Source organism: Halomonas sp. KM-1, from assembly GCF_000246875.1.
Lineage (GTDB): Bacteria > Pseudomonadota > Gammaproteobacteria > Pseudomonadales > Halomonadaceae > Halomonas > Halomonas aerodenitrificans.
In genome coordinates this window covers 142,674-150,271 of sequence record NZ_BAEU01000127.1, presented here as the reverse complement: position 1 = coordinate 150,271, position 7,598 = coordinate 142,674, and the positions used below count along the sequence as shown (strand labels likewise).

General features: G+C 55.6%; 8 protein-coding genes. 7 read left to right on the top strand and 1 reads right to left on the bottom strand.

Features of this window, described 5'->3' with window-relative positions:
- The 7 genes from B8115_RS23375 to B8115_RS23370 form a co-directional block, all read left to right on the top strand.
- On the top strand, positions 1-1,360 hold a 1,360-nt coding region (locus B8115_RS23375), incomplete at its 5' end, for a hypothetical protein (protein ID WP_238539229.1).
- Between the two features lie 18 nt (positions 1,361-1,378).
- Entirely contained in the window at positions 1,379-2,257 is an 879-nt protein-coding gene (locus B8115_RS15635; protein ID WP_158409654.1) for a glycosyltransferase family 2 protein, read from the top strand.
- A complete protein-coding gene (locus B8115_RS15630) occupies positions 2,254-2,682 on the top strand; it encodes an oligosaccharide biosynthesis protein Alg14 (RefSeq protein ID WP_035591273.1) in 429 nt (142 codons plus the stop codon). The genes B8115_RS15635 and B8115_RS15630 overlap by 4 nt, the downstream gene beginning before the upstream one ends.
- Positions 2,679-3,200 (top strand): glycosyltransferase, encoded by a 522-nt coding sequence (locus tag B8115_RS15625; protein WP_010628761.1) that lies wholly within the window; start codon positions 2,679-2,681, stop codon positions 3,198-3,200. Before B8115_RS15630 ends, B8115_RS15625 begins: the two co-directional genes overlap by 4 nt.
- A gap of 84 nt (positions 3,201-3,284) precedes the next feature.
- Positions 3,285-4,484, top strand: coding sequence for an O-antigen ligase (locus tag B8115_RS15620; protein WP_141638620.1), 1,200 nt, complete (start codon positions 3,285-3,287; stop codon positions 4,482-4,484).
- On the top strand, positions 4,481-5,863 hold the full coding sequence (locus tag B8115_RS15615) for an undecaprenyl-phosphate glucose phosphotransferase (protein ID WP_010628759.1): 1,383 nt from the start codon (positions 4,481-4,483) through the stop codon (positions 5,861-5,863). The genes B8115_RS15620 and B8115_RS15615 overlap by 4 nt, the downstream gene beginning before the upstream one ends.
- 132 nt (positions 5,864-5,995) lie before the next feature.
- Entirely contained in the window at positions 5,996-6,790 is a 795-nt protein-coding gene (locus B8115_RS23370; protein WP_141638619.1) for a hypothetical protein, read from the top strand.
- Positions 6,791-6,803: 13 nt separating this feature from the next.
- Here B8115_RS23370 and B8115_RS15600 read toward each other — a convergent pair whose 3' ends face one another.
- Positions 6,804-7,490, bottom strand: coding sequence for a glycosyltransferase family 25 protein (locus tag B8115_RS15600; protein ID WP_010628756.1), 687 nt, complete (start codon positions 7,488-7,490; stop codon positions 6,804-6,806).
- Positions 7,491-7,598 lie beyond the last annotated feature (108 nt).

Sequence of the window (7,598 nt, the reverse complement as noted above, 5' to 3'; positions counted from 1 at the left end):
GTATCAGCGAGTTATTAGCATGGTGGCTACCTTGGCCTTGTGCTTCTTAGTTGGTGCTTTTTTTGCATATTTTTATACTGTATTTTTTCTGTTCATTGCGTTTCTCTTTTTAGGCATCTTTATTTTCGTCGCGTGTGCTGGGGGAGTATATTCTTCTTTTCGTGCATGGATTGAGCGCGATTACAAGAGTTTCTTCAGCATAGCCTCTGGTGTTTCTTTTCTCTCTGTATTTTCTTTTATCGTGCTAGATTTTCTTTTCTGGGACGGTGTTGGATTCATGATAGCGATACTTAGCTTGATTCTTTCCAGGCAGCTCCTGAACCGCTTGGAAACGCTTCTAAAAGATTCCATGTGGCTACATGATAAAAAACATTTCATTAATGCATTATTTTTCACGCGTAAGAAATTTCAGAGCAATCTTGAGCATAAAAATCAAGCCTTTTGGAAGGTATTGAATATTTTGCGTCGCCCTGAAGATTTGATGCCGCTTTTGAGAGATGCACTAGGGGAGGATTGTGTTTCACAGAGCAAAATTAATCTGTCTTGGCGGCAAAGTGGTATCGCGGATCTTCTTACCTTTGAAGTGAAAGCGAACTGCAATGGTGAGGAATATTATTACTTCTTGAAAATTTTTAACTCTAAGTTGAAAAAAATGGCGCTGCTTGAGGCTGATTTGTTGTTAGGGCGGAGCAGTGAGTTTTTGCCGTCGCCTGAACTGTTGGCAGTCAATAGGGTGTATGGCTACGATGCGCACCTGTTTTCTTGTGGCAACTTCTCAATAAAGCAAGCTCCCTCTGTTTCCCTGCCAGATAAACTTGCCTCATGTTGGGCCGTGGAAATTGATAAAGAGCTTGTTTCCAGGTTTAAGCGCTCACATCCTTTGTTGTATCAAAGGCTGCAGTCATTTAATTTTGACCGTTTGATCCTTGTGGCAGGTGAGAAAAATAGGTTGGTTGTTAGGCAGTTTCAAAACGCCATCCCAGGAATAGTTGAACGTTTGAAAAAAGCCCCATTAGGTATTGTTTGCCAGGGTGTCCCGGCCGAGCAAATATTTATTGGGCCTGACGGGGATCCTTTGTTTGCTCACTGGGGCAGGTGGGTAATTGAACCTGTTGGCTTTGATTACCCTATCGGCAGTCGATGGGAGAGTCAATTGCGTGAAGTTCTAGTAAAGTGTTCTGATTCACGCTCTGAACAGATTTTCGATTTTAATTCAGCACTGCTATGTGCGCATTGCTGTTTGTTTGAAAAATATTACAATTCTCAAAGGTACTTCAGCGCAATTGAACTCATTGCTAGGATTATTGAACTTTCTGCGGTCAGTGGGCCCAGCGAAGGTAGTGCTGTGGCCAAAGCCTAAGTGGTTGGGGGTGTGAGGTTGTTTTATAATATTAGTCTGTCTGTCGTCATCCCTGTTTATCATGATTGGCAAGCTTTAGAAAATTGTCTGCTTTCTCTGGAGCGTCAAGGAAACGGCCTCATTTCCGAGATTTTAATAATAAATAATTCAGATGTGCCTCAGCCATCTGGATTTCGTCTCCCTCTGATGGCTAAGTATTTTCAGGAATTATCCCCTGGCTCCTACGCAGCCCGCAACCGAGGCATTGCCGAAGCGCAAGGAGAGGTGCTCGTTTTTCTTGATGCGGATTGTGTTCCTGCTCCCGGTTGGCTTCAGGCCGGCATTGATTGCTTGCAGTCGCATCCCGACGTGGATTTAGTGGCGGGTAACATCGAGCTTACCTTTGCCACGCCGCAGTTGTCGCCTGCCGAGTGCTTCGAGAAAGCCTTTGCGTTTCGTCAGCAGCAGAACGTTGCCAATGGGGTGGCGGTAACCGCTAATTTGTTCGTGCGCCGCAGGGTATTCGAGGAAGTGGGGCCATTTAACGCTGAGCTGATGTCCGGTGGCGATTTCGAATGGACCCGGCGTGCCACCTCCCGGGGGCATCGCTTGCTGTACTGTGCCGAAGCGGTGGTTCGGCATCCGGCGCGTGCATCTCTCTCGGCGCTGGCCGGTAAGGCCCGGCGGGTTACGTCCGGCAGCCAGGCGCTGTACCGCGAGCGCGGCAGGCTGGGCAACGTGCGGCGTGTACTCGGCAACCTTCTGGGCGATGTAGCTATGCTGCTCACACGGCAAGACATGACCTGGCGCGAACGCGCCTGGGCGTTGCTGGTGCTCGTTTATCTCAAGGGGGTAAAGGTGGCACAGCGGTGTCGCCTGATGGTACCCGGCGCCGAGCGGAGAGGGCTGCCGCGGTGAGGATTTTGTTCGCCGCCTCTTTTGGCGGCCATTGGGCACAGTTGAAGCGGGTATCCGAACTGCTTTCCTGCGATGAGCGTCAGTACGTCTCCACTGCCGAGTCGCAGCATACCTCGGCAGACTATTACCTCGAGGATTTCAGCATTCGCGAAGTATGGCGGGGTATCCTGCAGTTGCCTCGCGCGCTTGGTATCGTACGCCGCAGCCGGCCGGATGTCATTGTCAGCACCGGTGCTGCGCCCGGTCTCCTGGTCTTGTTTGCCGGCTTCCTGCTGGGCCGTAAGACGATCTGGGTGGATAGCATTGCCAACAGCCGCAAGGTCTCGCTTTCAGGTCGTGCGGCCTGCCTGTTCGCAACACGGGTGCTGACCCAATGGCCGGAGCTGGAAACCCGCCGTGTGCGCTACCTGGGCCGTTTGCTATGAACGTGCTGTTCACGGCGGGTACTCAGTTTCCGTTCGCTCGGATGGCGCGGGTAGTGGAGGGAGTGGCCGAGCGCTGCCCGGAGTGGCGCTTGGTGTTTCAGGCAGGGCCTGGGGCTTCCGGCTCCGCGCTACCCGTTGGCACCTCGGCTCATGCCAACGTGCATGTCGCGCCTATGTTCCCTCAAGAAGAATTCGAGGCGCTGTTCCATGCGGCCGATCTGGTGGTTACCCATGCGGGAATGGGTAACCTGCTGCTGTGCCTGGAGCGGGCCAAGCCCTTCTTCATGCTGCCTAGGCTGGCAAGCCTGCGGGAGCATCGCAACGAGCACCAGCGCGACACTGCCGAGGCCATATCGGAGCGCTACGGCGTTCCCGCTTTCTTTGAAGTAGAACCGCTGGTGGAAGCGATCCTCGGCGCTCAGAGTGAAGCGCCGCCTGCCTTGGAGCTGCGGGATGCCATAGAACGTGAGAGGAGAGTGTTTGCAAAGCGGTTGAATTCCCTTGTCGAGTCGTTATGATCTGCGCGCGGGCCAGCACGTGGCTTCATTGAAAATTACCCTGTGAGGCGCCAGGTGCTATTTAGTCACAAGACAGCTCTTCAGTTGACCCTTGCGGTCACCTTCCTTGCATTCGCGCTGCTGGTTTCGGCTCCCATCCGGATACACGCCTTCGTTGCGCTATTGCTGATTTATTCCGTAGGGTTTCTCATTTTCAATCGCCACCAACTTGCGATGACCCGGCAGGATTGGCTGGTTGTGCTACTGCTGTCGCTGTACATGCTCAGCCACTTACCCGTTTTCGTCATGAGTGGCTTCAGCACGCGTTATTTGGCACCGGGCCTGCATATGATGGGTATCATTCCCATTTACTTGATGCTTCGGGTCGCGTTGGCTGAGCTCAGCCTGGTGCGCTTCCGGGCTGTGCTGGAATATGGCGGCTTCGTCGGTTCGTTGGGTGGCGCCGGCATTGCGGTTTATGAGGTTTATCTACTCGGCCAGTCTCGGGTGGATGGTTTTCTTTTCCATATCAATTTCGGCTATCTCAGCGCCTCGCTGTTCTTCCTTATGGTGGCCCTGCTGCCGAGCACGCAGCGAAGGGCACTTGTCGGTGCCGGCGCGCTGCTTGCGCTGCTGGCCACCCTGCTGAGTACCTCGCGCGGGGCGGTGTTTGCCATCCCCATCGTTTTCACCGTGCTGCTGGTGTGGCAGTGGCGGCGCATCGGCGCGGTGTATCTGGTTGTCGGGCTGCTGGGGTTAGGGGGCTTGGCACTGGCAAGCTACCTGACCTTGCCCCAGGTGGAGGAGCGGGTAGACCTCACGGTGAGTGAGGTGGAAAGGATCCTGGAAGGGGATTTCCGCCACAATTCCGCCGGTGGTCGAGTACGGTTATGGGCAGCTGCCATCGAAGCGTTCAAGGAGCGGCCTCTGGTGGGGCTGACTTACGCCGAGCGTGATGCCCTGAACCTGGAGCTTGCCGGTACGGGTATCATCAACGAGTGGGTGGCGACCATCAGCCGTGGTCATGCCCATAGCCAGTATTTCGAAACGTTGGCTACGGGCGGAGTCATCGGAGTGGTAGCGCTGTTCTTCTACCTGATATTTCCTGCCTTGTATTTCTTGCGGCGTAGCCATCAGGAGCCCGATAACCCATACTGGTTCGTCGGTTTCGTGTTCTCCCTTGGGTTCATCGTTTTTTGTCTTTCCGAGGTGGCGCTGCAGCACGAGATGATTGCGACCTATTACGCTTTCGTCATGGCGCTACTTTTCGTGCTGGCCTGCAAGGATAGCGAGCGTAGCGCATGAAAGTCGCCCCGATCAGTTTTGCCGATCGTTACCCGGCGCAGCTCATCGTGCCGGTTTTCGATGTGTTCTGCATTTTCGCCGGCGGGCTGTTCGCCTACTGGCTGCGATTCGGCACCTTGCAGCTGCACGAGCGTTTCTGGCTGGCCATGATCATCATGGCGTTGCTGGTGGTGTTGCTGAACACCATGCAGCGGGGCTATAGCTCCTGGCGGATCAAGCGGCTGCCGGCGATGATTGCGCGGCTTGCCATGACCTGGCTCATTCTGGCCGCCATTGCTACCTCACTGATCTATTTCGCTCATGCCGCCGAGCGCTATTCGCGCTTGTGGGTGGGCTTTACTCTCGTATCGTCTTTCTTGCTGGCGGGCGGGGGACGTATGCTGGCGCAGCTATTGTTGCGTCGAGCCCGGCGACAGGGGCGTGCCAGGCGGCCGGTGTTTCTGGTTGGCCCGGGAGAGCAGCTCATCCGCGTGGCCGAGGGTATGCGTAAGTACCCGGCAGAAGGGTACTCCATTGCCGGGGTCGAACGCCTTGCCGGGGGGCTGGATGAGGAAACCATCGAGCGCCTGAGCCGCCGCGTGGTGGAGTCGAACGCCTGCGAGGTGTGGATCTGCGTGCCGCTCGATATGGGAGGAGTGGTGCGGTCCATCTTCTATGCACTGCGCAACCATACGGCGGAAGTGCGCTTTCTGCCTGACTTCCGCGACATGCACCTGTTGAACCACAGCATGAGCGAGGTGGCCGGCCATTTGGCGGTGGACCTCAGCGTTACGCCCTTCAACGGTGTGACACGCATCGTGAAGCGCCTGGAAGACCTGGTACTGGGCAGCTTTTTCAGCCTGCTGGTGCTGCCGCTGTGTCTGATCATCGCCATTGCCATCAAGCTCACCTCGCCGGGCCCTGTGCTATTCAAGCAGTTCCGCATGGGAGACAACGGCAAGCATTTCAAGGTGTACAAATTCCGCTCCATGGAGGTTCACGAGGAGCCGGGCGGGAAGGTCACACAGGCCCGGCGGGGTGACCCGCGGATTACCCGGCTGGGGGCATTCCTGCGGCGTACCTCGTTGGATGAGCTGCCCCAGTTCTACAACGTGCTGCAAGGGCGCATGTCCATCGTAGGCCCGCGCCCGCATGCGCTGGCGCATAACGAGCACTACAAGGACATCGTCGAGTCGTACATGAAGCGGCACAAGGTCAAGCCCGGAATTACCGGCTGGGCTCAGGTCAACGGCTTGAGAGGCGAGACCGATACCGTCGAGAAGATGGAGCGTCGGGTCGAGCACGATCTCTGGTATATCGACAACTGGTCGCTGTGGCTGGACTTGAGAATCATTGCCTTGACGATCTACAAGGGCTTTATGAATCCGAACGCGTATTAGAAAAACGTATTGCGGTAAGTCAGTGAAAAAAGCGCCTGCGGGCGCTTTTTTCGTTCTTTCCCGTGGTGCACGGGATGTTAAGGTTTCATGACAAATTGCATATCGTTACATTCTAAAAAAACGGTTGTACGCATGGGAATGCTGGTTTTTGATGGCCTGCGAGAGAGCCTGAAGAGTGCAAGGGTGGTGTCCAAGGCTCGCAGAAAGTGGAAGCACTGGCGGTCGGGGCGAGATACTCAGGCAGCGGTGTCATGGCTGGCTCGGGAGCGCGATGCGGCCCTTCAGGAGCTGGAGCATCTGCGTGAACGCTACCTTCGGCTCGAGAAAAGGGCCATTGAACGCAATTTGGTTGAGCCCTGCAGGGCACTGTTCGTCTATCCCGAACAAGAGGACGTACCGAAGCACTCTTTGCCGATAGGAGCGGGTAACTCGGTTACCAAGCAGGCCCGCGGACGTATCGTGTGGAATGGCTTGAGTGACGATCAGGCCTTCCATCTGGAAATGGAGTGTCTTAGGCGTGTTGGTGAAAGCCAGGTAAGCCTGGATGGAAGATGTCACTTCCCGCAGTTGCTGACGTGGGATGCTACTGCGCGTTCGTTCACCACGACGCACAACGGAACGCCGTTGGATAAATTGCAGCGAACCGTTTCCGTCCCCGCTATAGAAGCGCAGCTTTCCAGCATTGCCATGACGCTCGAAAAGGCGTCGGTGGCGCATCTGGATATTGCCGGGGGCAAGAACGTCACCGTCGATGAGGCTGGTACGCTATGCCTCATCGATTTCGATATCGCCTGCCTGGATGGCTTTCCACTCAGTGAGAAGATCCAGAGGCGTTATGAGGCTTTTCTGGCCGAGGGTGGCTATGCCGGCTTCATCGATGAGTTGCGCAGGGTAACGCTGGAAAACCCCATGATCGAGCCGGCCTGATCAAAAACCGGGTTTAGCCGACATGCCCGCCATATTGTCGCTTTTCCACGGCATCGATTTCGGATGGGGTATCGGTTTCGAGCAGGAGGTTGGGTTCCACGCCGTAGGCATGAATGTGGCTGCGCTGAATGTAGCCTGTCAGGTAATCTGCCGGCATGCGGATGGGGTAGGCCAATTCCAGCAGCTTTTGGGTGCCGGCTTGGCTGAGCCAATAGCCTCGGCCACTGATGATGCAGCGACGCGACTTGGCGCTGGGGTAGCGGTAGCGCACTAGCTTGTGGCCGTTGGGCAGGCTGCGCTTGATTGGCCAGGACTTCGCCTTGCCGTGATGCAGGAAAGCGATTTCCGCACGTTTGGGTAAAGCGCTTAGCATTTCCCGCAGGGTTTGCATGAAGCCTTCGCTGGGTTGAGCGTCGTCCTCGAGTATGATGACTTCTTCCAGGCCCTGTTCCACCATGCGCTCGTAGAGCTGGATATGGCTTATCGCGCAGCCTATCTCCCCTTTGTTGAGACCGTGCCCCCATTCCTTTTCGGCATAGTTTTGGTCCACGCTGGCCAGGGTTTCGTCGTTCAATTCCGCCCCGTTCACGGCATCGTGAAATTCGAAGGGCAGCCCTATCTCGTCGAAGGTGGCCTGGATTCGCGCTCTGCGTGATGAGCCGGGTAGGGAGATGACGATAACGGGAGGAAGTGACGACATGGTGTGCTACCCTCAATCCTTCGAAATTGGCCAGCCTAGCGGAATGCCGCTTGCTATACCAGCGGTGCAGCCGGCTTGTGACAGGAACGGGAATGAAAAAGTATTTGC